The organism is Nocardia pseudovaccinii (genome assembly GCF_050942345.1).
GTDB classification, from domain to species: domain Bacteria; phylum Actinomycetota; class Actinomycetes; order Mycobacteriales; family Mycobacteriaceae; genus Nocardia; species Nocardia pseudovaccinii.
Genome location: NZ_CP192074.1, coordinates 6,325,958 through 6,351,982 on the forward strand (window position 1 = coordinate 6,325,958; position 26,025 = coordinate 6,351,982).

Here is a 26,025-nt window from a genome sequence, read left to right on the forward strand (position 1 = left end):
CCGCCAAGGCCGAGCCGGGGATCGGACTGCCAGGTGCACCCGCTAGGTCGAAGATGGCGCCGGATGGTTCTCTGTCACCACACGGATGCCACGCAATGACTTGCCGTCGAAGGACACCACTCGGCGGCCCGGCCTCCCCGCCGTTCGCCGCCACATCCATTCCCCGATCGCCTTGTCCAACGCGTCAGCGTCCAGGGCTTGCAGGAACCGGCGGATCGTCGATTCTCCGTCGGCACCGATCCCTCGAAACCCAACTGCGTCAGCACCGTCGCCGACGCCTCACCGACCCATTGGCCGATCGCGGTCAGCGACCGCGCACCAGCCACCACCGCCGCCAACGCGGCCGCCAGAATCGCTCGCGCCGAATACCGCACACCCCAACGAGCCCGCGGATCAGCCACCTCTCCCAGCAAATCCAGCAAACTCACAACACCAGGAAAAGCAGCCGATGCACCACCCTCCCAACACATCTCGACGCCACGGGCAGGAATGGGAGATGATGACACGGGCACGGCAGACTCCGGATATGACGCACTTGTGGAAGAGGCGATCATCTCGAGCCCTGCCGTGCCCGCCCCTCATTTCTTTCCTGGCGTGTCGGACAAATCGGACATAAAACCGCAGGTCAGGCCTCGTGCGCGGACTTTGCCGGAACCCAGTCCGGCCTGCAGGGGTGACTACCGTCAGCGTGTCGATTTTCCGACACACCGAGCAAAGTTAGCGCCAGTGAATATTTAGCAAACGCCTCGAACCGATCAAGGTGCCCGTCCATTTTTGCTGTCCTGGCTCAAGGTATCTGGCGGAGACTCAAGGTATTTGGCGAGTCAGTTCGATTATCTGGCGAATGGCTCAATATATCTGGCGAATCTGGCAGGATCCCTGGCCATCGGCATGGCATGAACGGGCGAGGATGGCTGCCACAAGGACAGGGCTGCAGGGTTTCGAGGTGGTGTTCGCCGACGCGGATGGCGGCACCGCGCGGGGTCCGTTGTCGGAGGCGTCCGGTGTGGCGTTCGAGGCGGTGGCGCCGGTTCGGTCGATTCCGTCGTTTCGGGGGCAGCGGAACAATCCGGGGTTGTATTACTCGGCGACGACCGGGGCGCATGTGGGATTCGAGTCGTGGCTCGAGCGTGACGAGGCGATGGCGCTGGACTTCGATCCGGATGTGGTTGGGTTTGCGGCGCAACCGTTTTGGCTGTCATGGCCGGATGGTGTGCGCACGCGGTCGCATGCGCCGGACTTCTTTGCCCGCCGCTGCGACGGGGTGGGTGTGGTGATCGACTGTCGCCCTTCGGATCGGATCAAACCGAAGGACGCGGCGGTGTTCGCGGTGACCGAGCGTGCTTGCTCGGAGTTGGGCTGGTCGTATCGGTTGGTCACCGGGCACGACCCGGTGTGGTTGGCGAATGTGCGCTGGCTTGGCGGGTATCGACATCTGCGCTATCGGGTCGAGCCTGCGGCGTCGGCACTGTCGAGGGCGTTCGCGCGACCGCGGCCCTTGATCGAGGGCGCTTGTTCGGTGGGTGATCCGATAGCAGTTCTGCCGGTTCTCTACCACCTGTTGTGGTCGAGAGAGCTGGTCGCCGATCTTGCTGTCCGCCTGGAGGGTTGGTCGATGGTGACCAGGACGGTCCGATGACTAATGCGCTCGCGGTCGGAGACCGGGTGATGTTCGATGATGTCGAGCATGAGGTGGTCGCGGTGTCGGCGACGATGGTGCGGCTGGTGAATCCGGACGGCGAGCCGATGGCGGTGTCACCGATGCATTTGGTCGCCTCCGACGGCTTCCGCATCATCAGCGCAGGTGCTGGCCAGGTGCGGCGATCGCGCGGGCTGGCCGGGCAGAGTCTCGATGATCTGCCTGAGGAACAGGCTGAACTGGCCCGGTTCTGGGAGCGTCACCTCATCGAGTTGGACACCGGTCTGCCGCCGGGGAGTTCGCCGGATGCGCGGGCGCGGCCGGAATACGATCCGGGGCTGCCCTTGCGTGAGCGAGAGGCCAGCAAAGCCGCGGAACTCACTGCTGCCGGGATCTGCACCAGTGTTCGGACTGTTCAGCGGATGCGGGCGCGTTATCGGTCCGGTGGAGTGCGGGCGCTGGTCGACGGCCGTTCGGAGCGTCGGACCTCGACCTATGCGCGCACCGATGAGCGGGTGGCCGAAGCGATCCGGGAGATCCTGGATGGGGAGACGACGCGGTCGACGGGCACGAGGGATCGGCTGCGGCGGCGGGTGGAAGCGGTCCTGGTCGAACGTTACGGCGAGGGCGTTGTGGAGTTGCCGTCGAAGGCGACGTTCAACCGGCTCGTCGCGGGCTTGTCGACGGGCCGGCACACCTTCGGCTCGGCGAAGACGCGGCGTTCGGCGGCCAACCGTCCCGCTGGGCCGTTCACTGCGACCTGGGCGTCTCGGCCGGGCCAGCATGTTCAGATCGACACGACCCCTTTGGATGTGTTGGCGGTGTTCGACGACGGGATCGCCCGCCGGGTCGAGTTGACCGCGGTGATCGATGTCGCGACCCGCACGATCGGGGCCGGGGTGCTTCGGCCGATGGGAACCAAGGCGGTGGACGCGTCGCTGCTGTTGGCGCGGATGCTGGTGCCCGAGCTGATGCGGCCGGGTTGGCCGCAGGCGCTGGCGATGTCGGTCTCGCGGCTGCCTCATCGCAGTCTGGCCGATATCGACGACCGCATGGAGCAGGCGGCGGGCAAGCCGGTGATCGTGCCGGAAGTGATCGGCTGCGACCGCGGCAAGGTCTACCTATCGGAGACGTTCATACGGTCCTGCGAGACGCTCGGGATCTCGCTGCAGCCCTCGCACCCGCGCACCCCGACCGACAAACCTCTGGCTTCATACTGCGCTCCTTGTGGTTGATGCGGTGGTTGTTGTGGTGGCGGGGGTTGGTTTGCGGGGTGGGCGTCCGGGTCGTGGTCGGGCGAGGTCGGGGCTGGGGAGTTGGTAGAGGTATTCGCCTTTGTCGTTGGCGCGTTTGCCGGTGAGCAGCCCGCTGTTGCGCCAGGTCTTGACGGTGTTGGGGCTGATGGCCAGGTGGCGGGCGATCTCGTTGAGGGTGAGCAGTCCCTGGTCGCGCAGTCGTTGGGTGTGGCTGCGTAGCTGGTAGGCGTGGCGGATGTGGCGGATGATGCCGAGGTGGAGGGGTCCTCCGGTGCCGCTGGTGAGTCCTTGGTTGGTCAGGATGGCGGCGATCTCGGAGTCGGTGTGTTCGTCGAGCAGTGTGTCGACGGCGGTGACGACTTCGGTGGGGGTTTGGCGGATCTGCCAGGAGGCCAACGGGATTGGCAGGGTCAGTGTGTGGTCCTGGCCGCCGCGGAGTCTGATGTGGACGGTGATGGTGGTGTCGTTGCGGGCGAGCGTGGCGTCGGCGATCAGCAGGCGGACAACGCGTTTGCGTTCGCGCATCGGGGTGTTGGGGTTGTTCCAGAGGGCGGGGAAGTCGGCGGCCAGGGCTGTGATCGCGTCGCGTTGGGCTTGGTCGAGGGGCCCGTTGTGGCTGTGGTGGGCGCGTTCGTAGGTTTCGGTGGCGTCGTTGAGTTCGCGCAGGGCAGCGTTCCAGGCCGCTTCGAGTTGGTCGGCGACCAGGCGGTTGGCGGGGTCGACCGCAAGGTAGCGGCGGCGGGCGAGGTCGGCATGGTATTGGGCGCGTTGGACGGTGGTGGCGCGGATGCGGTCGGCTTCCTCGGCGCGGGCGGCCAGTTCGTCGGAGACCGCGAGGGCGGTCTGCAGGGCCAGTGGGGTGAGGGTGTCCAGCAGCAGTGTGCCGACGGCGGCGTCGATCGAGGCGCCGGGGACGCGCTGGCAGATCGCCTTGCCCCGCGCGATGCCCTCGGACTGGCAGACGTATTCGGGCGTGAGTTGGTCTTTGCGCTGGTGGTAGCGGACGGTCATCCGGCCACCGCACTTGCCGCAGATCACGAGTCCTTGCAGCAGGGCGGGGCCCTCGCGGGGTGGGCTGGCGCGGCGGTCGGTGCCGTGGGCGGTGGCGTTGGCGGCCAGTCTGGCTTGGTTGGCCTCGAACCGTTCCCAGCCGATGTAGCCGACGTGGGCGTCGGTGATCAGCACGGTCCATTCCTCGCGTGGGAGCACGCGGGTGCTCTGCCCGCCGCCGGGCTTGCGCGCGTGGGCGTGGCGGCCGTAAAAGAACGCGCCGGCGTAACGGGGGTTGTGCAGCACCTGCAGCACCCGGGAGTGCTCGAGCTCGCCCCAGGACAGCTCGCCCTTGCGCGGCCCGGTGGCCAGGCGGCGGGGGAACAACAGTTCGTCGGCGGCGAATGCCTTGACCACGGCCAGGGCGGACCCGGTCGCGTCGAAGGTGTCGAACACCCGCGCCACCGCGCCTTGGACGCTGGCGTCGGGATCGAGGGTGACTGTGCCGGTGCCGTCGCGGACCAGGCCGACCGGCAGCGGCATGACCAGCTCACCGCGTCGGGCCTTGGATAGTTGACCGCCCCGCAGCCGCGCTTTGAGAAAGTGCAGTTCGGCCTCGGACATCGTGCCTTTCAAGCCGAGCAGCAGCCGGTCGTTGAAGTCGGCGGGGTCGTAGAGGCCGTCCTCGTCGCAGATCAGGGTGCCGGTCAGGGCGCAGATCTCCAGCAACCGGTGCCAGTCGGTGTTGTTGCGGGCCAGCCGGGACACCTCCAGGCCCAGCACGATCCCCGCTCTGCCCATACCGACCTCGGCGACGAGGCGCTGGAAGCCTTCCCGGTCGGCAGCCGAGGCCCCGGACTGGCCCTGGTCGGTGTCGATGACAATGATCTGCGACTCGGCCCAGCCCAGGGCCACTGCCCGGCCGCGCAACGCGTATTGCCGGGTGGCGGACTCGGTGTTGGTCAGCACTTGCTTGAGGCTGGACTGGCGAACATAGAGGTAGGCGTCACGCCGCAGGTGCTCGTGGCCGACCTTGCCTGCCGCGTTCGCGGCGAGGGTGTGCATCAACTGCTCCTTGATCGTGTGGTGCGCGCAGGCAAGCCAGCGCCATGCCGGCCATCACCCGAACCAACTCATCGGTCCGGCCTGATGGCACGATCGCTTGCCTGACAGGGATATCTCGCGAATTATGTTGCGGGGCAACGAGGATCTGCTGTTGCGTGGTGAGCCAGGCGGCCATGCCGCGCCCGGCCAGCACACCCCAACCCAGCCGGTGCCCACCGGGCCGACCGGACAACACGGCCCGCCGCAGCCGCTCGTATCGTTCCGCGGCGCCCTCGCCCCGCGCGGGTTCAGGGGCCGCTTTTGGGTCCCTCCTCGAATTCGGTGCGGCGGCGCTCGAGCGCCCGCTCGACCGACCGCGGGTGCACCCGGATTCCGAACCGCTGCTCGATCCGCTCGGCCAGTTCGCCAGGCCGTCTGGCAGGGTCGGTGGCCAGCAGCTCCTCCAAGTGGTCGATGACCTCGGCGGTGAGCTTGCGCGGCCCTTTCGGGCCGGGCTTGCCGGGCACCAAGGCGGCCGGGCCGCCCTCGGCCAGCGCGGCAGCGGCCTGGTAGAAGGTCTGGCGGGACAACCCGAACGCCGCCGCCGCGCGGGCGACCGGCACGCCATCGACCTCGACGCGGCGCACCATCTCGTACTTGACCTGCACCATGTCCCGCGCGTCGAAGAACTCCGAGGACGCGAACCGCTCGTCGGACACTACCTCCGGGCGCGGGTTCAGCGTCCGCGACTCCCGCAACGCCCGCGCCTTCTGATCCTCACGCCGCTTGGCCACGCCAACCTCCACCCTTCCATGTGTCAATAGGATTCTGTCAACACGATCAAGGAAGCTAGCCGAGAAGCACTACGAAAGTCCAGTCATATCAAGGAATTACTGCCTGCCATCTCAGAATGTATCGGACGCTATCCAACCTCTCGGCATAATCTTCCTGACACTCGCGGCGTAGTCTGATTGACAGGCCGATCACGCCGAGTGCAGCTGGGAGATCATGACGGCGAGGGCGAGTAGATCGCCGACCCGGAACGCGCAGCGGCCCGCCGCCATGATCACGAACGGGTCCGGCTCGGCCGCGTCGGTCCAGGCAGTGGGCAGGGACTTCAACTCGCCGCGCTCGTCGTGGAAGCACACCCGGTCCTCGCCCCAGTTGTTGCGCAGCGCAACGAACTCGAACTCCCGCCCGCACCACGGATGGAAGGGATGGGTTACACGCACAACACGTCGCGTATCAGGGGCATCGGGTGCATTCGACGACTCGGTCCAACAGCGTGATCGAACGGACCTTCCAGTCCATCAATACCCTGTTCTGCCAATACATTTGCGGCTACGTCGGCCGCGACGTCACCCGCCGCGGCGCAACCGTCGAATCCGAGGCGGTGTGGTCGCTGGCGCAGCTGCAGGAGCTGTTCGACGAGTGGGTGATTCACTGGCAGCGCCGCCCCCACGAGGGCCTGCCAAGCCCCGACAGCGGTCGGGCGGTGTCACCGAACGAGATGTATTCGCTGCTGGTCAGCGCCGCCGGATATCTGCCGCTGATGCTCACCGGCGAGGATTATCTGGAACTGCTGCCCTGCCAATGGCGCACCATCAACGACTACGGCATCCGCCTGGACCGACGCACCTACGACGACCGCGCCCTGAACCCCTACCGCCGCCTACATTCCGGGGTGAACACCCGCAACGGCGCCTGGGAGATCCGCTACGACCCCTACGACTTGACCCAAGTATTCGTCCGAAACCACCACCACGGCGGCTGGATCCGCGCGGCCTGGACACACCTGCCGATGGTGACCGCGCCGTTCGCGGACTTCACCTGGCGCCACGCCCGCCGCCTCGCCGCCGCCTCGCCCAGCACCGAACCCGCCGAGACCGCGACCGCGCGGGCATTGGCCGACCTGCTCGACCGCGCCGGCACCGGGCCCGTCGCGGCGACACCGAACGCCATCGACGGCAAGGTCGCTGCCCGCACCCGCGCGGCCATCGCGCACCCACCGGTCGATACAGCTGCGGTGACCGAGCCCGACACCGACGACGACTTCGACGACGGCAGCGACGATTCCGGCGACCTCGCCACGGTGATCCCGTTCGGCGTCTTCGATGCCGCCGCCGAAGCCGAGAGATGGCCGTGACCGACACCGCCGAACCGCCACCGGACGAACCGCTCACTACCAAGGAAGGCTGGTCGGACTGGGTCGCGCGCAACCGCAGCGCACCCGAATTACGCGAGGACTGGCCGGATCTGGACCTATCGCAGCGAGCCACCTATGACGATGCCCGGCTGGACTATCACAGCGACCTGATCGTGGTGAACACCCCGACGATCCAGGAAGTCGTCAAAACCGTTCGGCGACTACTGATCCTGAACCGCCGCCAGATCTCCGCCCGCCGCGGGTTGATCGTCACCGGCGCCGCCGGCACCGGCAAGACCACCGCGATCACCCAACTCGGCCGCACCCACGAACTCGGTGTCCGCCTGCGCAATCCAGTGCCCGGTTCACGCATCCCGGTCCTCTACATCACCCTCCCGCCCGCGGCGACCCCGCGCATGGTCGCTGTCGAGTTCGCCCGGTTCCTCGGCCTGCCCATCACCAGCCGCGCCAACCTCACCGACGTCACCGACGCGGTCTGCGGGGTGCTCTGCGACGTCGGCTGCGACCTGGTTATCGTCGACGAAATCCACAATATCTCTCTCCAAACCCGCTCCGGCGCAGAGGTTTCCGATCAACTGAAATACTTCTCCGAACGCATCCGGGCGACATTCGTCTACGCGGGTATCGACCTCGAACACGCCGGCCTGTTCTCCGGTGTCCGCGGCAGCCAGATCGCCAGCCGCTTCACCAGCATCACCACATACCCCTTCGCCTATGGCACCACCAGCCAACGCGAACAATGGAGGGCCGTGGTCGCTACCCTCGAACAAGCGCTGCGCCTGCACCGGCACAAACCCGGAACCCTTGCCCGACACGGTGAATACCTCTACCAGCGCACCGGCGGGATGCTCGGCAGCCTGTCCCACCTAATCCGCGGGGCCGCCGTCGACGCCATCCTCGACGGCACCGAGAAAATCACCAAAGCCCACCTCGACGCCATCGCGCTCGACCGCGCAGCCCAACACCGAACCCGACCGGCCGATCGAAAAGACGCCAAGCACCATCGCGGCATCGCATGACACCACGGCCCCGGCTACTCCCGATCCCCATTCCTCCCGCGCTCCACGAAACCCTCGAGTCCTACCTGCGGCGGCTGAGCGCCACCAATCGCGTCCACCCCGAGGACCTCAAACACCACCTCGACTTCGACCCCACCCTGCCGATCGACACCATTAGCCCGAACAACCTCAACGGGCTCTCCATCGTCACCGGCTACCCGCCAACCGAATTGGCTCGCGCGCTACCCGAACTCGACCACCGGCACACGACCGCGACCCTGTTCCGCCGCCAGCCGATGCCCGCCTGCCCCCGCTGCACCAGCCGCCACCGCGGCGGACCGGTCACCCGCTACTACCCCCACCACGTCCGCACCTGCCCGAAACATCTCCTCTGGATCGGCCACCAACCCGCCCGCCACCACCAGCCCCGCACATTCGTCGACATCAGTGCGGCGGCCAACGTGATCGCCGCCCAGACCCGGCACCGACGTCTCGCCCGACGGCGGGGGACATCGATCACCGCGCACGCTTTCACCTACGCGCGCCGGATCTGGACCCGCACCCCACAACTTTCCGACACCGTCGGCGCAACCCTCGACCCCAGCCACCTGGGCAAAACCGGCTCACCCGAGGACCCGAAATACCAGGCAGCCATCTACCCGCGGCTCGTCACGATCACCACCCTGCTCACCTCCCCCTACTGGCGCGACGTCGCCCTCGACCATCGACTCGGCGGCGCCTTCTTCGCCGAGGCCGGCCGAATCCTGCTCAGCGACCGCCACTACCAGCCACCGCCCGGCCACCCCCTCCGCACCTGGCTCGATGACCTCGCCACCCTCCAAGCCGAACCAGCCAGCCTCATTTCCGCACTCGCCAGATTCACTGAGCCATAAGCCAATACGACAGACTCATCCAAACTGGCGAACCCCAGGTCACCGAACTACTCGTTCGCCACATCCCCTGAGCTGGGACACAAGCATCATGAGAGCCGCCGCCTGCCCGTCCACAGAGTCCGAATGAGCCCCGGACCGGTCTGCGACGGTTCGGGGCTCATTCAGGGGTATTCGCGCCTACCAACCGATCGTTCAGTGATTGACGGATACCAACGTATCCGGCGCCCGGCGGGTCTGCGAAATTCGCTGTACACGGCGAGGGGAATCGAGCCGCCCTTCAAAACATTTTCACGCCGCTCCCGCCGAACAACCTTAGCGATCTCCCCATTTCAGCGGCCCATACCACCAGGTTCGGTCGTCACCGGTCTTCAGGGGATGCGCTGACGCGCGGGCCTCGACGGTACTGAGCGGGTCGGTGACCCATTCCGTCCGCTGCAACCGACTCGGATCGGCAGGCACGTGGTGGGTATCCTCGGCGTGCTCGGTCTGTGAGGTGCGTGCCGTGTGATCGGGTTGGTCTAGAACTTCTCCCCATCCCGTGAACCGCGCCACCAGCCTTGCGCAGGGACAGTGAGGGCACAGCGGCGGACCCGGAGCCCCGTATCGAGTCGATGATCGGGCTCCGAATCCAGGATTACTGCACCGGCTGGGACACAGTTGGTCGTCTTTACTGGGGATGGCGACTACTTCCGCGGGCGCTCCAGCGCGTCCTCGACCGCCGCGAGGGCATCGACCGGAGTGCGGTTCGCGCCGTGCGCGTCCCGCCCCAACTGCGGCCAGCCTTTACCCTCCGGTCCACGCAGCTGGATCCAGATCTCCCGGGTCTTCTCCAGCAGTTCGCGCTGTTCGGCCTCGGTCAATGCGGACATGAATTCCTCCTCTATTCCCACGCCGCACGCCGCGGCGAAATCCTGCGGCGACATGCCGTTGGCGGCGTTCATGTCGCAATCCCCGAACGGTGGGCAGCCCTCGGGCAGGCCACCGCCGAAGCCCTGGCCGTCGGTGTATTGATGGGCGATCTGACCGGGCAGATTCGGGTTGCGGCCGTAACCCGCGCCGATCACCCGCAACCCGTCGGGACGGTCGGGCCACATGCCGTGGAAATCTCCGTGGTTGGCGTAGCCGACGACCCGGCGCGTATCCCCCAGCCAGTCGGCGATATTCCAGTACGCGCGGTTGATGCCGTCGGATTGATCGCCGCCGGGATTGCCACCGGATTCGACGTCGATCATCGTGATCATCCGCCGATGCGGACCACCGGCCTGCTCGATCATCTCCCGGTGCGTGCACACCGTGTCGAGCCAGTTCGGCCGCCAGTAGAAGTACACGACGAAACACGCCAAACGACCGGATTCGACCGCCCGGCAAGCCCATTCGTAGTTCGCGGCGAAGTTCGGATCACGGAACGTGCCGTCGTTCGACCGGAAGCTCAGGATTGCGTATGGATAGGAATCATCCACCGGCGCCTGAAAATATGACACATCAGCAAAAAGGCTGTCGACCATCTGATCTCCCTCGATTTCGTTGCCGAAACTTCCCCCGAGCCGTCGCACCGCCGGTCACCCCGCTTCGGCGCCGTGAGACGTCGATGAAGCGCGGGCGAGACGCGAGAGCCGGAGACTTCTCGCTTGTAAGAGCAACCCCCGGCGCCAGTTCGGCGCGATGGATCAATGGTGGAGCCGATCCGCCGCCCCGCAGTAGTCACCGGTCGGATGAGCGAACCGGGCGTTCCATTCGCCGGACCACGAGCGATAAGACGCATGGTGCTCGGTTCGTTGCGTTATCTGCACGGGAGGACAGACAGTGAACGAAGCGACGATCGACAAGACGGCCTTGGGGGGCCGCGGCGTCCTCGAGGGGGCCTTCGCCCTGCTCGAGGTCCTCGCGCGCGGCGATGAGATGGGTTTGACCCAACTGTCGTCGGCCGCGGGACTACCCAAGGCAACGGCCTACCGGCTGCTCGACCAGTTGGTCGCGGAAGGGGCCGTACAGCGGCTCAGCGGCCGCTATCAGATCGGCCCCCGAGTCTTCCGGCTCGGGCAAACTTGGCAACCCGCGCGGCTGCTGCGGGCGGCATCGGCACATCCGCTCGGCCAACTGACGACGGCGTCCGATCGTGGTGGCTTCAGCCTCGCGGTGACCGACCGAGGACACACCATGCTCATCGGCGGCATCGGGCGCGAAATCGATGAAATCTTTCCACTACGTGCCGGGGTACTGCTGCCACCGGGCACCGCCGCCGAACAGGTCTTGGCCATCGGCCACCCGAACCCGACACCACCGGATGGCATTTCGCCGCACGAGTGGAATCGCCGACTCGCCGTGACCAAAGAAAAGAACCTCGCCTACGACACCGATCTGAGCCGTTTCGGACTCGCCTGCGTCGCCGCACCGGTGCGCGGCCCCGCGGGCGAGATCGTCGCGGCGCTGGCGGCGACTGTGACCGAACTCCAGCGGATCCCGGTTATGGCCGAAGCAGTACTGCGGGCGGCGGGCCTGGTGAGTACCAACCTCACCAGGCTGCTCAGATCGCGAGGAGTCATATCGCTCTGACTGTGCTGGGGGCAGGCATCCAGGTGAATCTTGGGTGCCCGCCCCTTTGGATATGCAGATGTGATGGTCGGGCAGGCGCGACCACCACATTCCACTGGCAATTTCGCCGGCAGCCCGCGCAGTGTTGGTGGCATTGCGGGCGCGGTGACGTCAGGACCACCAGGCCCGTACCAACTCGCCTCGGTCGGTCCGCACCAGCACCTCCAGCTGCCTGCGCACCCGCTGCACCAGCAGTGGGGTGCCTGGTGCGGCGCGAAAACGCAACGCGTCCTGAGGGATCGGGGTCCAGCCCGACCAGCCGGTCGGAGCCTTCCACACGGCGGTGACCACCTCACCGTCGGCCGTGACGGCGATCAGATCGATGCGCCCCTCCTCGGTCGCCGCGCAGGCGACGCCCGTGCCCGTAGGCAGCGTCTTACCGCCGGGCGGGGTGAGGATGGTCCAGTCCATGACCTTGTCCCCGTTCACGGTGGCATCCAACACCTGCCCGTCCACCGAGGTCGCCACGATCCGGGTGTTGTCCCCGTCGGTGGTTACGGTGTAGGTCTGGATCTGTTGGCCCTCGGTGAGTTTCGTCCAGTTCGGGCTCGGCGGAAGCAGGGTGGAGCGCAGCATCGGTGAGGTCCACAGCCCGCCCGCGGTGTCCAAGGCGAACAGTCGGTCCGCGGTGAGCACGATGTCGCCGTCCGCGCGCAGCGTGAACTTGTCGACGATCAGTTTGGCCCATCCGAGCAAACCCGACCCGCTCGGGACGGTGAACGACGGTGTGAGGTGGCGATCGAAGTGCGCGTAGAGATGTCCGTCCGCACCGGGGACCACCAGTTCGATGCCGTCGAACGACGCATAGGACGGGCCGGCGAAAAACGTTGCGGCCGTGGCCAAGGGGATCTCGCCACCGAAATCGGGCCGCTCCTGCGCCCAGTGCGTCCAGGTGCCGTTCCGGTCGAGGGCACTGAGGTAGAACCGGCCGGCATCGAGCGCGCCCGCGACGAGATGGCCCGGATAACGGGATACCGCGCGGACCGCGCACTCCGCCGTGAACGCGGGCCCACCGGGTATGTCCAGCACCGGCGATTCAGTGGCCGAGCACGGGTCGAGTCGGCGATGCCGCACCTGTTGCGGTGTGGTGATCAGCAATTCACTGTGGTCGTAGTACCGCTGATCAGTCGAGGCCTGGATGGCCAGCACGGTTTGTCCGAGAATCCCGCTGTGCGGCACCGCTTCCCAGGGCCGCCAACGGTCGGTGCGGATCGCGAACGGAAGCGGGCCGGTGCTGCGCCTGTCCTCATCGAAGTCCGAGGAGTCCCAGTTCAGAGTGCAGTCGCACAGCGTGAAATCGCCCATCAGCGCCTGTAGCCGGAAGCCCATGTTCCAGTCGGCCTCGTTGTCACCGTCGCTGAATGCCTTGTGCCGCACGTCGATTGTCATATCTGGTGCCGCCACGGCGCGGGTGTCGAAGAATATCCACTCGGTATCGTGTGTGGTGTCGTCATCGACTGGGCCGACGGCGATGATCTGATCGTCGGCTACCGTCGTGCAGCCGATCCGCACCGTCGCGGTGCCCAGCGTCTTCTCGTCCATATCCTCGTCCTTGGTGCGGATGAAGATCACCAGGCCGAGCACCGCGTCGGGGTCGCCGACCGAGAACTTCTCGGCGCGTTCGGGAATGCGGAAGTCGCGCAGGTCGTGCAGCAGCGATTTGCCGTTGTATTCGATCACGTAGGACCGCTGGCCCCACTCCACCCGGCCGCCACGCACGAACGGGTTCTCGAAGCGCGGATAGTGGTCGGTCTGCAACGGCTCATCGGCCCAATGGAATTCGCCGCCGTCACCGTATTTCAAGGCAAGCACTCGACTGCCGCCGCCGGGCAGCGGAACGTGGTAGTTGCATTCCATGTCGCCGGAGTCGTCCAGATGCACGCGCGCGCTGCTGACCCGCTGTTTGAACGTCTCGTAGTCACCGTATTCGGCCTTGTTACCCACCTGGATGATCCAGATGTTCTTGCCGTCGTGGTGCCAATCGCGATCGGCGAAGTAGTCCTGCGGCAACGGGTCCGGCCAGAGCCGCTGCAGATCCGCCAGCGCCTTGGCCAGTTCGGTCCGCTTGGTCGCGTCCTTCTCTTGCGCGATCTGCAGCACGAGCGCGCCGATCTTGTCCTTGCCCTCCTTCGCCACCGCCTTGTTGTAGACGTCGACCTCGTCCTCCTGCAGGCTCAGCCAGGTCGGGTGCTGATTGGAGAACACACCGATGTATGCCTCGCCCCGATCGGCAACCGGCACACCGGGATCCGCGTGCGTGTATTTGCCGAACACCCAGAAACCCTTCGGTCCGTAATGGAATACGTCGAAGTTTTCGAACAGTGCGGAGTTGGCGTCGTCGTAGGCCGAGCTGCGCAGCTCATCGGTGCGGTCGAAGCCGCTCTTGGGGAAGAAGACATGTGATCCGCAGTCGGCGAGATCGTTCTGCACGGCATGGAAGTCGTAGGCGATGATCGCGGCCGGGCCGTATTGCGCGACCATGGGCAGCGCGAAATACCCTGTCCACCAATCCAACCCGTCCGCGCCACTACCGAACGGGCTGGTCCCGGTGACCGCCTGTTCGTTCCCGACGATCGCGGCGATACCGCCGATCACCGCTCCAGGGGGACCCGCGAGCGCGTTGCCGAGGAAGGCGCCCGTCAGCCCCGCGAGCACGGGCGAGACATCCAGGTTCACCAGCCCGGATGTGGTGAAGACGTTGAGCGCGCCGTTCACCGTCGCCTGGTTGACATTCGATTGGATGTTCATCTGCCCGACTCGGAAGTTCTGGATGCTCGCCAGCATGATGTCGGGATTGCGATAGGTGAGGATATTGGCGCGGGTGCGCGTCGAGCCCTCGACGAAGATGGACAGATCGTCGGCGATGTCCTCCGCATCCGAGATGTCGAGAACGGTGCCGAGCACCGCACCGGCGATGGCCCCATAGACGCCGCCGACAATGCCGCCGACCACGCCGAGCAGCCCGGCCCCCTTGACCTTCGGCAGTGTGGTGCCGACCAGTGTAGCGAGCTTCTTGAACACCTCGCAGTCGTGCAGGCCGAACTTGTCGACCCGCTCCAAGGTCCCCGTCACCACCTGCTTGTTGAGGAAACCCGATGCGCTCCACCAGAACACGACACTGTCGTCGTGGGCGGTATAAGCAACCGTGTCGTCGCGGGTGTGGGTGCGTTCGATGTCCCGATACATCTCACCGAGAAACGCTGCGTGTCGGGCCAGTTTTGGCGCGTATCCCGCACGGTAGGAATCGATCTCGTCGGACTGCTGGGAGAACCACAGACCGTACCTGTGTGCCTCGGCAAAGGTGATCGACACCCGCGAGCGGTCGATGAATCCCGCTTTCGGTGGATGCGCGGCAATTTCGAGCAGTACGTCGGGTACCTGGTAGGTCGAAGTGGCCAGCGCAGCTCCGATCTCGGAATCGGAATCGTCGAACAATCCGCGCTCGCCGAACAGGATCTCACTGGCGTCGCCGAGCGCATTGTCGAATCCGGAGGCCTTCGACTTGAACTGGCTGCGTCCGCCCGGCGCTCCCATCGACCCGCGGTGCGAGAAACGCACGACGTCGAACAGCAGCAGATCGACGGCCATCGTCGCCTTCATCCGCACATCGGAGTCCAAGGCGAAGTCCACCAGGTTCAGCAGTGACCACAGATGCTCGCGGTAGTAGCCCGAGGAGTTGAATTCGGTCCAGCCGAACAGGAGTCGGTGGTTGAGCCAGCGCAGCACCCTGGCCTTGCCGCGTTCCCTGCGCTGTGTGCCGGTCAGCAGGCCGAACTCGGTGTCCGGAAACGAGGTGTAGAGCGCACCGGGCTGGAAGTCGTCGTCCTCCCACAACTGTCCGGCCAGATACTCCGACGAGGCGAACATGATGTAGTGGTTCTCCGACCAGTACTCCATTTCGGCGGTGCTGTCGTAGCCCAGGTCGCCGCGAACCTTCTGAAAGGCCTGGTTCTCGGTCGCCCGCAGCGGCTCGTCGAGCCAGAACTTGTAGCCGTGGACGGCTTTTCGCAGCGCCTCCTGGGCGATGGGAGAGAAGGTGACCGCCGCGCTGCCCAGATCGGCGGCGCTCTCCTCGAGGATGATGCGAAGCTTCTGCTGGGCGGCATTGAGCCGTGTCGTCAGGTCGGGGCTCTTCTGGAAGTCCTCCTCGGCGCGACGGTTGGCGAAGAATGTGTCGAAGGTCGAGTCCGGTTTCACTCGCTGCCGCCACCGCCGCAGCTCGTCGGCCGAGGCCACCTTGTTCGGGATGGTCCCGAACAGATACACGGTCCGCATGAGGTGCACAAGACCCATATCCGAGTCCGGTTTGCTGGCGATCACCTCCTTCACTGGATGCGCGAAGCAGCGCAGCCAGTACTTCGTCATCTCCGAATACGGGAACTTCTCGACGCTATCGAGCTCGAATCCCGTTGTGCCGATCTGGATTCCATACAGATAGCGCGGCCGCGGGACGCGCTTGTCGTCCAAGACGGTGTAGCTGTGCAGGAATCGGGCCTGCACAGCGTTCGCGGCATCGCCCGCCGTCGAGCGGCGCAACCCGTCCTGGATCAGCTGCCGGTACAGGCTGTAGCCGACGGGAGTGTCGGGCGGAAACAGGGTCGGCGCGGCGCTTTCGCCGTTAACCAGCCGCAGCTCGGTCTCGAAGTCGCTGAGGAACTTCTCCAGATCGGCGAGCCACTCGGCGCCCTTCGAGTTGTCATGGTTCGCCGGGTCACGATGGGCCGGGTGGTACAGCTCGGGGATCAACCACGGCTTGGCCTGCGCGAGGAACGCACGGCTCATCGCCTGCCCGCGGCCATCGGTGAAGAAGTCCTCCACCTCCTTGGGTAGTGGATCGTTCTTCAACGGATCCACCGGTTCGGGCACCGCCGCCGGCGGCTCGGGCGTCAGAGTGGCCGGTTTGCGCCGGTACTCGGCCAGCGCGTCCTTCTCCCGGGTCGAGGCGAACACGTCCGGTTCAGAAACCGTTACGAGCCCGGCGATTCGCTCCTTCAAGCGGTGCGGATCCCGGTAACCGAGCCAGTCGACGTTCTTGCCGATCAGCACGCCCGCGAACGCGTTGCGCCGCATCAGCTCGTCGTCGTCCCAGACCGGCCGCTCGCTGTCCAGATAGACGCGCCCGCGCGGATGTGGTTGCGCACCCGGTCGATTGGGCACGGATACGGGCAACGGCGACGCGGTGAACAGATTCAGCAGCGCAAGGTCCTCCGGACCGGTCTTGTTACTGGTGATCCCACGGAAGGTCTGGAGGTTGAGCCTGCGCAGCTGGGTTTCGAAGAACCAGCGGCGCCGCTTCTCCAGTTCGGCACGCAGATCTTTCTTTTCGTCGGCCATTGCCCCCGGTCCCCCGTTCTCAGTTGTTGCTGTCGCCGGGCAGGCACGCAGCGGGCGACCACTGCGGCAGTTGCGCGTCTTCCTTCAACATGACCAGCGTCGTCGGCAGGCGGACCTCCCATTCGGCGACGCACACCTCGGCATCCGCGGCGGCGTTGCGAGCCTTGATCTCCGCGATGATGGAGACGTACCGGTCGCTGAACATGTCCGGGATCTCCTCACCCATCCACACGTCGCCGGTTTCGTGGAAGTGTGCGAGCGCCGCCTCGAAACCGGGCCGCACCGGCAGCACCACGCGCGCGGCGCCCGCCTTCAGGAAGGCCTCGAACTGCGGATCGATGTCCTGGATCAACACCAGCTCGGACCACTGATCCCGCCGGCCCCAGAAGTACGGGTAGAAGATGTACATGAGGTGCTCCCATTCGAAGGCCCGCTCGAAGAAGGCGACCACCGCACCCCACTGCTTGACATATCGCGGATCCGGCGGGAACTGCCCGGGATCAGGTGCGGGGTAGTACACATCGCCGAAGTGCTCGCTCATCAGCAAGTGGATGAAAGCCTTCTTCAACTCCTGACGCTCGGTCGTCGAATCGTGCGCGAACGCGGTCGCAAGGCTCATCTGGGTGCGCACGGCGGTCTGGTACTTGCCGAGCTGATCCAGGTACTCGGTGTACTGTCGCTGGTATCCCGCAACGATTTTCGCGTGCGTATCCAGCTGCCACTTCTCCAGCAGCTTGTCGGTGCGCCTGCAGTTGACGCCGATGGCGAAGTTGAACTGGAGCACCCGCGGATAGGTGTTCATCGTGACCGGAAGGTCACCGGTCTCCCCCTTCAACGAAAACGACTGGTTGATCGGCGAGCCCTTGCGGAATTGAACGAAAGTGTCCTCTCCGATATAGAACTCGAAGTACGGGTAATCGGTCTCGGGGAGCGCGAAGTGGTGGTTCGTATGTTGTACGTAACCACTGATTGCCGTGTAGTTCTCGGGCACCCGGATTTTGAAAGCCGTGTAGTACTGGGCGAAATCGGGACTGCCGGTGCCGTAGTGACCGTCCATCGCCTTGCCTGGCTCGGCGGTTTGGGTCTCCGCGACGGTCTGCACGAATTCCGCCGGCGGTGGCGTCACCGCCCCGGTCACCCCGTACCGGGTGGCCCACTCCAGATAGTTCCCCGCATTCAGCTCGCCGGGTGTGATGGTCGGCACGGCCGGCCGAGTCAGCTGGAAGTTCTCCGGCTGCGCGGCCGACTCGAGCGACTGGATCAGAAAAGCAGCGGGCTCGGGGACAACTACGTCGTACAGCAGCCGCTTGCCGTAGTTGAACACCTTGGTCTTGTACTTCTTGTCGACCCACTGGTAAATGCCGCGCAGCGGGCTGATGCCGTGGCTGTTGTCCAGCTGGTGCACCGTCTCCTCGGTGTACACCTTCTTTTCCCGCTGCACCCGTTGCTGTTTCACCGACTGAGTGAGTTTGTTGACGGCCCGGTCGGTGACACTGCGCGCGTAATCGGTCTTGCTGTTCTCGACCAGCCTGCCGTAGTTGCTCGTGGAGGTCTGATCCTGCGTGGTCGAGCTCTGCTGGCCCGCCTCCTGCTGCGCCTCGGTCGCCAGCTCGTTGCGGTCTGTGGTCTGACCGTCGCGCTCGTTGCTCTGCACCGTCTCGGTTTCCGAGGTGAGAGTCAGCTCCGAGGTCTCCTCGCGCTTGGTCGTCTTGCGCAGCAGCTCACCGGGCAGCACGTTCTCGATGTGCGAAATGTCCGCGGGCACATAGCCGATGAGCTCCTGGCGGACAACCTGCAGATCACCGACACCGACCGGACGGGTGATCGCATGACTGAAATCCGGCGGCGGATCGGTGGCTGCGGTTCCCGAGCCGAGCTCTTCGATCACGGACAGGTTCGGGCTGGTATCTTCGATCGCGAATAGATTCGCGCCGAGCCGGTAGACCCGCGCGGGCTTGGGCACCCTGCTCGGTTCCACTTCGCGCGCGAGGGTCAGCCAGCGGCGCTTCACGACGTCGAGAATGTCCTGTACCGAAGCGGTCGCGGCATCGCCCAGTTCCACCCGAAGATGTTCCTGGACAACCGAATTCATAGACTCGATAGTCTCCGGAGCGACGCCGAGGACACTGGGCACCGCGCTTGCGCGGGCGAACGCCTGCTCCTGGTCCTGCGTCGCGTGCACGACAGGGTCCTCGACCACCAACGGTCGATGAATGGCCAGCTGGCTCGGCCGTGCCGCCATCAAAGTGTCGTAAGCCTGCTGGAAGGCCGCCTGCTCGGTCGCCAGTGCCGCGCGGCGGATCACCTGAGAATCGGGCGCGGGTGCCGCGGCCAGCTGTGGATCCGGGGCCTTGCGCGGAAAGAACTCCTCGGGAATCCGCACCGGTCGCTCCAACAGCGCGCGAATCCTGTCGACGCTCAGCGGATCAGCCCGACCGGCCACGAAATCGGCGATGAATGCCACCACCTGGCGCATCGCGGTGATCGCCGGCGCATCCACTCGGTCGAACCGGGTGGTGATCTTCACGGCCACCAGTACGTCGCTCGACACCGCCAACTCGTCCTTGAACTTCTGCGAGGCGACGAGATCGGCGGGCTCCTGGGCGAACACATCCTTGATCGCCTTGCTCACCCGGGTGGACAGGGTGGGTGGCGGCGTACCGGTCAACCCCTGCGCCGAGGCGGGTAGCGCGAGCAATTTCACCCGCAGGTCGGTGTATTTGGCCAGGCGGGCCAGCCCCGGGTCGACGAGGGTCGCGGTCGATCCCGCCACCACACCGTCAATGTACTTCTCAGCCTCGACGCGAACCGCGCTGTACGGTCCGGTCTTGATCAGGTCACGCAGCTTGATCTGGAACGCCGACTTCGTTGTCAGATCCACCGCGTCGCCGCCGTCTGGAACGACGAACTCCTGCTGAATAAAACGAAAAAGCTCAACCATCGGATCTCCCCGGTCTCGGTGTTGATTCCCCCGATCACTGCCGACCCGACAACAACCCCCGGCGTCGGCACGGATCGACGGACCCATAGTGACCCGAGCCGCCCTCCCCGGACAGGGTGTGTTCGAACCAGCGGACCCTGTGGTCCGGCTACCGAACCGACTCCAGGACTTGGCTACTCAGTCTCGCGTGACGGCTCACGAGACCGGTCTGCTATGGACATTCTCGTCGTGGGTTCACCGGCAGTTGGTGTGGAGGTAGGCGGTGCCGTTCGTGAAGTTGTAGATCGTGACCGTCTGGGTGTCCTCCCAAGAATCTGCCGGGAGCATTCGCAACGAAACGTCGTCCGGTGCACGAGGACCCGGTCGTCACCAACTACATCCGCACCCGCTTCCTCCCAGGAACCGACCGCCCCTACGAGCCCTCAGCACAGGGATCGGCACTACGCTAGGTCGCCGAGCGATCCGCGCCCAACGCGACAGTGCCGGTGAACGGACCCGCGACGACTTCGACGCCGACATGATCGTCCGCACCCGAACCAGGCCGACATCCGCGACGACGACTGCCCGCCTTCCTCGCCAACGGCGTGGACTACGACCACACCCCTGCCACCGCCGCAAGGCTGGGTGAGTGTCCACTGCTTCCGCGGACGCGCCTGCAGCGACCACTGCCGTGCCGCCGCCTGACCCCAGACCGTCTCCACCACGCGCGTCCACAACGGATCTCGTATTCCTGGTCCGCCGCGGCGTTCGCCCGCCTGCGGCGGACATCGGTAAACTCCCGACGTCGTCGGTCGGCGGACTACGACGCCGACTGTCGCGGCCGAGATCCATTTGTATCGGCGAAAAGTCACGTCGAGGACCAGTGTGTCGCAGTGGGCGAGCCGCGTCAGGTAAACGTATTCTAAGTAGCCGATGTGTGCGCCACCGATCGCCCACACGCACCCGGGGGCGACGACACGCAAGACTCCATCGGCAAAGCAGACACGCCGCTGCAGCGCGTAACAGCGGGCCCCGCGGGAACGGTGTGCACAACGTGAAGCTCGTACGCGGCGGAAACGCTCCAGTTACCGCGTCGACCGTGACCGTGACACTCGAATGGGGTCCCAGTGCGAGGTCGACCCCCAAGCGCTGCTGCTGACCGAACCCGGAAAGATTCGGACGAACGACGACTTCGTGTTCTACAACGCTGCGAAACATCCGACTGGTGCCGCATCGCTTGACGATTCGGCGGTGGGGCGCGCGAAAATCACTGTCGCCCTGACTAATGTCGAAGGCATCATTTCCCGAATCGTCATTTTCTGGATCGGTCGACCGGGGATCGTTCCGAGATGTCTCCGATCTCACGCTGCTGTCCAGGACACGAACAGCACACCGATCTTGTTCGAGGTCGACCAGCCCGATGCTGTGACAGCGATAATGCGGCGAATTCTACCGATGAAACAGGGCATGGAAATTCCGGGCGGTCGGCCAGGGATGGGCAGGCGGGCTACGTGGACTAGCTGAGGAGTTCGGCGTCGAGATCGACGACCCACCCGCCACGACCTCCGGTGGGACCATCCGCTCGAGCCCAACTACGCTGCGCTGCAGGAATACCCACCGCGTATCATCTGCCGCTGGTGGAATGGTGATCCACCATTGCGAGCGGGTTCCCTACGCCGCGAATGCATCAGGCACGCCGGTGGCTACCGTCATCCGCTCCAGCACTGCTTTTCCGCCGAACCCGCGCAAATGTAGTTCAGCGATCCATTCGACGAGCCTGCGGTCGTGGCCGTGTGGATCGAGCACGACCACGGGCTTGTCATGCACGCCGAGATCAACGCTGGTCCAGATCTCGAGGAACTCCTCGAGAGTGCCATGCGGCCGGGGAGGGTCAGGAAGGCGTCGGCGCGATCGGCCATGATCTGCTTGCCTTCTCGCATGGTTTGTGTGACGAGTGTTTCATGAGCGTGGATGTCGGCGACCTCACGGTGCACCAAGTGTCTCGGGCTTACACCAACGTGTGTGTACCGCCAGCTCGCTCCGCGGTTGCGATAGCGCCCATCATGGCGACGCGACCGCCGCCAGAGACCAATTGCCAACTCCGGTCCGCGATTTCGGTGCCCTCCTGGGCCAAGGCCAGGTGTACGGGATCGAATGTGCTCACCGAGCAACACCCGAATACCGAATATCGGCGCGCGGTCCCGCGCACCGTTTTCCCTCCATTCCACGGCGATGGCTATCGTCCGCGTCAGTTCGCACGTAGCTGACAGCGAATGTGTGCGGGTCATAGACATGGTGCGAACCCGCATGATCCAGTGGCCGATCGGGATGGTCTGCACGCCGTGGATTCGATGCAGTAGCAACACCGGCACCGATCGGCCGCCCGGCCGCGCCTGTTCGATATGAACGAGATTTCCAGCCCACTCCGCGATTTCGGTGCAGCTGGTACCGGTCCAACGGACGGCTTCGACTCCTATCCGCCGAAGACGGAACGAGAAGGGGCCGCCCTCTTCGATGTCGGTGTAGGCCGCGAGTTTCAGATTTGTGCGAATCACTCCAGATATGGAACGGCGGCGGGAATCCTCAGCCGAACAGGTGGGCGAATACCGCGTACTGTTCGTGGCCGTGCTCGGCGTGGACTTGGGCTATGCGTTCAGCGAGTTCGACCGCCATGGGTTCATCGGGGGTGATGCCCACCAGATCCCGCGGGTCCGTCTCGGTCTGCTCGCACCATTGCACAAGCGCCTCGAATCCGTTGATGGAGGCGACGAATCGCCGGTGCCCAGTGTGCTGCCAGGCCGCGGCGAACTCCTCCAACATTCCATTGCCGAGCATCCGCAGCGCCCGGTCGCGGAGGCGATCGAGGTAGGTCGATTCATCGCGCAGGTCAAGAACGCGTGCGGCGAACCGGAACGCGAACTGGTCTCTGTGCCGCGCGAAACTACGCAGCACCGAGATCGAGCCGCCCTCGATGACAATGCGCTGGTGGTGTCGGGTCAGTGTCTGCACGTGGTTCCACAGCGATTAGGCGGCCTCGGCAGCCGGTAGTCACCGTCCGGGACAACTCGGTCACTCAGGTGAAATCTGTTCGCCGCGTCGGCGAATCGCGTGCTGGTCGATGACAGATCCACATAGCATTGGATGCGATCGGCGACCACGACCGGCGCCTGCATCGCATCGGCCAGCTCCATGGCTACTTCGGTCTTCCCCGATCCGGTGGGTCCGGCGATCAACAACACATCCGCCGTCTCCGGGAAAATGCCGCTCTCCATGGATGTCTCACCTCGGCCGGGTAACGATGCCGAGACCTCGACGACCGATGTCGTCGCAATTCGACTTGATACGTGGTCAGATTGATTATGCTCGAACATAATTCACCGATTCAGTAGTTCGGGTGCGAAGGTTTGCGCGACGAGTGGGCAGCACTGTCCACCCGCCCTCGGTATAGGGAAGACCGTGGCCGACTCAGGTGAGCACGGCCGCCAAGACTGCGCAGGTGTACTCGGTTTGCGCCTGGGTCCCGATCGTGACGCGGATCCATCCGGGTAACTCGAACCCGGCGAGATCACGAACGTAGATCCGGTGTTCGTCGGCCAGTCGAGCGGTGACCGCTGCACTGTTTCGATCACCGGTGGAAACCATAACAAAGTTGGTCACCGACGGCAGATAACGCACTCGCGCCTCGTGCAGCCGAGAGAACATCAGTCCCCGCGCGCGAGCGGTCTGCCGCCGGACTGTGTCGATGAACTTCTCATCTCGCACCGCGATCGGAACTGCTCGCTGCGCCATCGGGTTCACGCTGAACGGCAACGGACGCCGCGCTTGCCACAACTTGTCGATGAGTCGCGTCGGCCCGACCGCGTAACCAATTCGCAGTGCCGCCATGGACCATGCCTTGGAAAAGGTGCGCAAGACGATCACCTGCCGACCTGCCCGTACCGCGTCGATCGCGGACTGGTTTGCAACGAAATCCATGTAGGCCTCGTCGACGACGAGAACGGCACCGGTCGCCTCGGCCGCGTCGATGAGGTCACGGATCTGGTCCGGCGTGAGGAGAGTTCCGGTCGGATTGTGCGGGTTGCAAACGAAGGCCAGATCGGTTCCCGCGCTGATGGCCTCGACCATGGCCGACGCAGCAACGCGATAGTTCTCCAACTGGACGATGCGGGTCTTGGCGCCGACCAATGCCGAGCACGCGGCGTAGCCCGGAAAGGTGCAATCGGTCAGCACGACGTTGCCGCCGTGCCCCGCGTAGGCGTGTACGGCGAGCAATATCAGCTCATCGAGCCCATTGCCCACCGCGACCATGTCATCGGGCAGGTCCACGTGGCGGGCGATGGCTGCACGAAGATCCCGACACTCGCTATCGGGATACCGGTGGCAGTTCGCCATGACCTCGTCGGATACCGCCTCCCACACGCCATCGGGTGGACCGTATGGCGACTCGTTCGTGTGCAGATACAGCGGTAAGGTCGGAATTTCCGTCATCGCTGTGCACCTTCTCCAGCACCACGATGTAGTGCGTGCGCTATCGACTGCGACGCGGGATTCAAGTATTCCGGGGTCACCGCGACATCGATGACGACTACTCCCGACGAGTGACCGAGCGCGGAACGCAGCCTGAGCAAATCGTTCGGGCCAGCGACCCGGACGGACCGGGCTCCGAAAGCCGCAGCAAGAGAGCAGAAGTCGGGCGATTCGTAATCGGCGTAGTCGAGCGGCAGCTCTGCGCGCCGAAGATTGTGCCGTTCCTGCGCGAAACCACCGTCGTTGAGGATGACGACGGTCAGCGACAACCGCTGGCGCACTGCCGAATCAAGTTCGGCCAAGCTCATCATCAGTTCGCCATCTCCGGTGATATGGAAGACACGCAGCTCGGGCCGGGCCACGCAGGCTCCGATCGCTACCGGAAGGGCTTGCCCGATCGCACCGAAATCGGTAGAGACGCAACCCCATTCCCGGGCTCCTGTCGGTGGTATGAGCTGAGCTGCCGTGACCGCGGCGTGTCCACCACCGATCACCACCGCACGTTTGTGGGGTAGCTGCCCGAGCACGGCCTCCAACGCACACCGCGGATCGAGAGTGCTCTCGGTGTTGTGCCACGGCCGATCGTCGATGGGGCGCCGGTCCGCGACTATGTCGACAACGGCAGCACACGGTGTGCGGGCCGGAGTACCGTCGAGGAGGGCGAGCACAGCGGCGACGCCGGTGGCGGCCGTCGCATGAAGAGCGATCTCCGTGTCGCGAACCTCGGCGACGACGGATCGATCACTATCGATGCGCACCACCCGCGTGGAGTCAGCGAACCCGGATATCGCCATGGGGTGCAAACTCGTTCCGACGGCGAGCACGACGTCGCACTCGCCCAAGGCACGCAACGCCCGACCGTCGCCCATGCCCCCGCATACTCCGGCATCGAGGCGATGCCCGGCGAACAGTCCGGCCGCTGGCAGGGTAGTGGTCAAAACGGCGCCGAATCGATCTGCGAAGCAACGTAATTCGTGCGCGGCCGCGCGGGCTCCGGAGCCGGCGACTACGCCGATCTGTTCGGCGTCGGCCAACACCGCCGCTGCGGCAACGGCTTCCGACGGCAACGTATCCGGCTCTGCGCGCGTTGGTGGAGTCGCGGTCGCGGGAATCGGCGACTCCTGCACGTCCACCGGCACGCTCAATACATACGGGCGGCCGGATCGCAGCATCGTGACCGCACGCTCCCATTCAGCGCGCCACTGCGCCGCGTCGGATATCCGGCCCGAGCCGCCGGCAACGAGGTGGCCGAACCGTAACTGGTCCAACTGTTGTGGATTGCGCTTGTCTCCCCTGGCGACCTCTCCCGCCAACACCAGCACAGGCGACCTGTGCCCACGCGCAACGGCGAGCGCCGTCCCCGTGTTGGTCAGCCCAGGACCTGCCGTCACCGTCGCGACCCCGAACCGGCCACTGAAGCGAGCGAACCCGTCGGCCATACTCGCCACGGCACTCTCATGTCGACCACGCACGATTCGCATACGGTGTCGGAAACCCAGGTCGCACATCAAATTCTGATTAGCGCTGCCCATCAGTCCGAATATGACATCGACACCCGCATCGCGGACGGCGTCGGCTAAACCTTCACGCACACGCACACTGACCTCTGAAAATAGCAGGAGAATTGCTGGAAACTTTTCCGCCACACCGAATCTGAAACGACTC

The 26,025-nt window shown here is 65.2% G+C and carries 18 protein-coding genes and 1 pseudogene; 7 read left to right on the forward strand and 12 right to left on the reverse strand.

The features are described 5' to 3' along the window. Positions 1-74: 74 nt before the first annotated feature. Positions 75-554, reverse strand: coding sequence for a transposase family protein (locus tag ACQPZ2_RS28580; protein ID WP_433521289.1), 480 nt, complete (start codon positions 552-554; stop codon positions 75-77). A 356-nt stretch (positions 555-910) separates the two neighbouring features. On the opposite strand from ACQPZ2_RS28580, the gene ACQPZ2_RS28585 reads away from it, so the two are divergent. Together ACQPZ2_RS28585 and ACQPZ2_RS28590 are read left to right on the forward strand one after the other, a co-directional pair. Beyond that, positions 911-1,639 (forward strand): TnsA-like heteromeric transposase endonuclease subunit, encoded by a 729-nt coding sequence (locus tag ACQPZ2_RS28585; RefSeq protein WP_433521290.1) that lies wholly within the window; start codon positions 911-913, stop codon positions 1,637-1,639. Next, the gene (locus ACQPZ2_RS28590; protein ID WP_433521291.1) at positions 1,636-2,874 is read left to right on the forward strand and encodes a hypothetical protein; all 1,239 of its coding nucleotides are present in this window, start codon (positions 1,636-1,638) and stop codon (positions 2,872-2,874) included. The genes ACQPZ2_RS28585 and ACQPZ2_RS28590 overlap by 4 nt, the downstream gene beginning before the upstream one ends. Here ACQPZ2_RS28590 and ACQPZ2_RS28595 read toward each other — a convergent pair. From ACQPZ2_RS28595 to ACQPZ2_RS28605, 3 genes are all read right to left on the reverse strand, one after another. Next, a complete protein-coding gene (locus ACQPZ2_RS28595; RefSeq protein WP_433520636.1) occupies positions 2,851-4,950 on the reverse strand; it encodes a recombinase family protein in 2,100 nt (699 codons plus the stop codon). The two genes, ACQPZ2_RS28590 and ACQPZ2_RS28595, sit on opposite strands and share 24 nt — an antisense overlap. A 287-nt stretch (positions 4,951-5,237) precedes the next feature. After that, positions 5,238-5,723, reverse strand: a complete 486-nt coding sequence (locus tag ACQPZ2_RS28600; RefSeq protein ID WP_433520635.1) for a helix-turn-helix domain-containing protein — start codon at positions 5,721-5,723, stop codon at positions 5,238-5,240. Positions 5,724-5,912: 189 nt separating this feature from the next. After that, complete coding sequence (locus ACQPZ2_RS28605; protein ID WP_433520634.1) at positions 5,913-6,161, reverse strand: DUF5372 family protein; 249 nt, start codon at positions 6,159-6,161, stop codon at positions 5,913-5,915. Positions 6,162-6,187: 26 nt separating this feature from the next. On the opposite strand from ACQPZ2_RS28605, the gene ACQPZ2_RS28610 reads away from it, so the two are divergent. Genes ACQPZ2_RS28610 through ACQPZ2_RS28620 form a run of 3 tightly spaced genes read left to right on the forward strand, consistent with a single transcriptional unit; the run spans position 6,188 to position 8,987 of the window. Further along, a complete protein-coding gene (locus ACQPZ2_RS28610; protein ID WP_433521292.1) occupies positions 6,188-7,075 on the forward strand; it encodes a Mu transposase C-terminal domain-containing protein in 888 nt (295 codons plus the stop codon). Continuing rightward, positions 7,066-8,115: a TniB family NTP-binding protein gene (locus ACQPZ2_RS28615; RefSeq protein ID WP_433521293.1), complete on the forward strand. Its 1,050-nt coding sequence runs from the start codon at positions 7,066-7,068 to the stop codon at positions 8,113-8,115. The genes ACQPZ2_RS28610 and ACQPZ2_RS28615 overlap by 10 nt, the downstream gene beginning before the upstream one ends. Continuing rightward, positions 8,112-8,987 (forward strand): TniQ family protein, encoded by an 876-nt coding sequence (locus tag ACQPZ2_RS28620; RefSeq protein WP_433521294.1) that lies wholly within the window; start codon positions 8,112-8,114, stop codon positions 8,985-8,987. The genes ACQPZ2_RS28615 and ACQPZ2_RS28620 overlap by 4 nt, the downstream gene beginning before the upstream one ends. Before the next feature lie 683 nt (positions 8,988-9,670). On the opposite strand, the gene ACQPZ2_RS28625 is transcribed toward ACQPZ2_RS28620, so the two are convergent. Further along, entirely contained in the window at positions 9,671-10,492 is an 822-nt protein-coding gene (locus ACQPZ2_RS28625; protein WP_433521295.1) for a hypothetical protein, read from the reverse strand. A gap of 298 nt (positions 10,493-10,790) precedes the next feature. Here ACQPZ2_RS28625 and ACQPZ2_RS28630 point away from each other — a divergent pair, with 298 nt between their 5' ends. Next, on the forward strand, positions 10,791-11,540 hold the full coding sequence (locus tag ACQPZ2_RS28630) for an IclR family transcriptional regulator (RefSeq protein ID WP_433521296.1): 750 nt from the start codon (positions 10,791-10,793) through the stop codon (positions 11,538-11,540). Between the two features lie 150 nt (positions 11,541-11,690). Here the strand turns inward: ACQPZ2_RS28630 and ACQPZ2_RS28635 are convergent, their stop codons facing one another. Next, the gene (locus ACQPZ2_RS28635; protein WP_433521297.1) at positions 11,691-16,913 is read right to left on the reverse strand and encodes a hypothetical protein; all 5,223 of its coding nucleotides are present in this window, start codon (positions 16,911-16,913) and stop codon (positions 11,691-11,693) included. A gap of 19 nt (positions 16,914-16,932) precedes the next feature. Then, on the reverse strand, positions 16,933-19,854 hold the full coding sequence (locus ACQPZ2_RS28640; RefSeq protein ID WP_433521298.1) for a hypothetical protein: 2,922 nt from the start codon (positions 19,852-19,854) through the stop codon (positions 16,933-16,935). Positions 19,855-20,949: 1,095 nt separating this feature from the next. On the opposite strand from ACQPZ2_RS28640, the gene ACQPZ2_RS28645 reads away from it, so the two are divergent. Further along, entirely contained in the window at positions 20,950-21,357 is a 408-nt protein-coding gene (locus ACQPZ2_RS28645; protein WP_433521299.1) for a TerD family protein, read from the forward strand. Between the two features lie 147 nt (positions 21,358-21,504). Here ACQPZ2_RS28645 and ACQPZ2_RS28650 read toward each other — a convergent pair. From ACQPZ2_RS28650 to ACQPZ2_RS28670, 5 genes and pseudogenes are all read right to left on the reverse strand, one after another. After that, positions 21,505-22,042: pseudogene (locus ACQPZ2_RS28650) on the reverse strand (TIGR00730 family Rossman fold protein). Positions 22,043-22,416: 374 nt separating this feature from the next. Then, positions 22,417-22,842 carry an isopentenyl transferase family protein gene (locus tag ACQPZ2_RS28655; RefSeq protein ID WP_433521300.1) on the reverse strand — a complete coding sequence of 142 codons (426 nt, stop codon included), beginning with the start codon at positions 22,840-22,842 and terminating at the stop codon, positions 22,417-22,419. Next, entirely contained in the window at positions 22,830-23,105 is a 276-nt protein-coding gene (locus ACQPZ2_RS28660) for an isopentenyl transferase family protein (RefSeq protein ID WP_433521301.1), read from the reverse strand. Before ACQPZ2_RS28660 ends, ACQPZ2_RS28655 begins: the two co-directional genes overlap by 13 nt. Positions 23,106-23,298: 193 nt before the next feature. Further along, positions 23,299-24,321, reverse strand: a complete 1,023-nt coding sequence (locus ACQPZ2_RS28665) for a pyridoxal phosphate-dependent aminotransferase (protein ID WP_433521302.1) — start codon at positions 24,319-24,321, stop codon at positions 23,299-23,301. Next, the gene (locus ACQPZ2_RS28670; protein WP_433521303.1) at positions 24,318-26,006 is read right to left on the reverse strand and encodes a thiamine pyrophosphate-binding protein; all 1,689 of its coding nucleotides are present in this window, start codon (positions 26,004-26,006) and stop codon (positions 24,318-24,320) included. Before ACQPZ2_RS28670 ends, ACQPZ2_RS28665 begins: the two co-directional genes overlap by 4 nt. Positions 26,007-26,025: the final 19 nt, after the last annotated feature.

Excerpts from the sequence above, each read along its gene's own strand:
- ACQPZ2_RS28625 (WP_433521295.1), bottom strand. The coding sequence starts at position 10,492 with ATGGTCGACAGCCTTTTTGCTGATGTGTCATATTTTCAGGCGCCGGTG.
- ACQPZ2_RS28665 (WP_433521302.1), bottom strand. The coding sequence starts at position 24,321 with ATGACGGAAATTCCGACCTTACCGCTGTATCTGCACACGAACGAGTCG.
- ACQPZ2_RS28595 (WP_433520636.1), bottom strand. The coding sequence starts at position 4,950 with ATGCACACCCTCGCCGCGAACGCGGCAGGCAAGGTCGGCCACGAGCAC.
- ACQPZ2_RS28590 (WP_433521291.1), top strand. The coding sequence starts at position 1,636 with ATGACTAATGCGCTCGCGGTCGGAGACCGGGTGATGTTCGATGATGTC.
- ACQPZ2_RS28615 (WP_433521293.1), top strand. The coding sequence starts at position 7,066 with ATGGCCGTGACCGACACCGCCGAACCGCCACCGGACGAACCGCTCACT.
- ACQPZ2_RS28635 (WP_433521297.1), bottom strand. The coding sequence starts at position 16,913 with ATGGCCGACGAAAAGAAAGATCTGCGTGCCGAACTGGAGAAGCGGCGC.
- ACQPZ2_RS28660 (WP_433521301.1), bottom strand. The coding sequence starts at position 23,105 with ATGGAGAGCGGCATTTTCCCGGAGACGGCGGATGTGTTGTTGATCGCC.
- ACQPZ2_RS28580 (WP_433521289.1), bottom strand. The coding sequence starts at position 554 with ATGATCGCCTCTTCCACAAGTGCGTCATATCCGGAGTCTGCCGTGCCC.
- ACQPZ2_RS28585 (WP_433521290.1), top strand. The coding sequence starts at position 911 with ATGGCTGCCACAAGGACAGGGCTGCAGGGTTTCGAGGTGGTGTTCGCC.
- ACQPZ2_RS28640 (WP_433521298.1), bottom strand. The coding sequence starts at position 19,854 with ATGGTTGAGCTTTTTCGTTTTATTCAGCAGGAGTTCGTCGTTCCAGAC.
- ACQPZ2_RS28645 (WP_433521299.1), top strand. The coding sequence starts at position 20,950 with ATGGGGTCCCAGTGCGAGGTCGACCCCCAAGCGCTGCTGCTGACCGAA.
- ACQPZ2_RS28620 (WP_433521294.1), top strand. The coding sequence starts at position 8,112 with ATGACACCACGGCCCCGGCTACTCCCGATCCCCATTCCTCCCGCGCTC.